Origin of the sequence: Rhizobium bangladeshense, assembly GCF_001662075.1 — a bacterium.
Lineage (GTDB): Bacteria > Pseudomonadota > Alphaproteobacteria > Rhizobiales > Rhizobiaceae > Rhizobium > Rhizobium bangladeshense_B.
In genome coordinates this window covers 1-499 of sequence record NZ_LYPL01000121.1, presented here as the reverse complement: position 1 = coordinate 499, position 499 = coordinate 1, and the positions used below count along the sequence as shown (strand labels likewise).

The 499-nt window shown below is 61.7% G+C and carries 1 pseudogene; it reads right to left on the bottom strand.

What is annotated here, in order from left to right:
• Window positions 1-178 (bottom strand): annotated as a pseudogene (locus tag A7X77_RS33340) (endonuclease/exonuclease/phosphatase family protein); the annotation flags it as partial.
• Between the last annotated feature and the right edge of the window lie 321 nt (window positions 179-499).

The window sequence follows — 499 nt, the reverse complement described above, 5'->3', positions numbered from 1 at the left end:
GCCGGGTTTCGTCTGTGGCGGCAATCACCCGGGCCTGTTCGAGCTGCTGATAGATGCCCTCGCTGTTCACCTCGAAAAGCTTGATGACGCGGTCCTGACGCAGCTGGTTGCGGAAGCCGGTGAAATCGAACCGGGTCATCAGGTTTTCGACGTTGAAGGTGGCGAGACGAAGTGACATAGCAAGGGTCCGGTTGCGGGCAGTACCTTACCCGGCAATCGCCGCAGGGAAAGGTGGCGGACCCAAGAAAGTTGCGGACAGGCATGGCTTTTGCCAACCCCGGATGCGATAGCCCACCTCCCTCAGAGCCACCGGCCGGTGCGGATGACGACCCGCACTGCGTCATCCGACACGACAGCCATGCGGCTAAAGGCGCGCAGCGGCTGGCAAAAGGCGCTGCCATTGCCCCGGCCCCCTCGGATGATTAGTCGGCCTCGACAATACGGCAGGCGCGGAAACCAAAAACCCGGCTCATACTTGCTGCTCGCAGAGCTTGGGTAA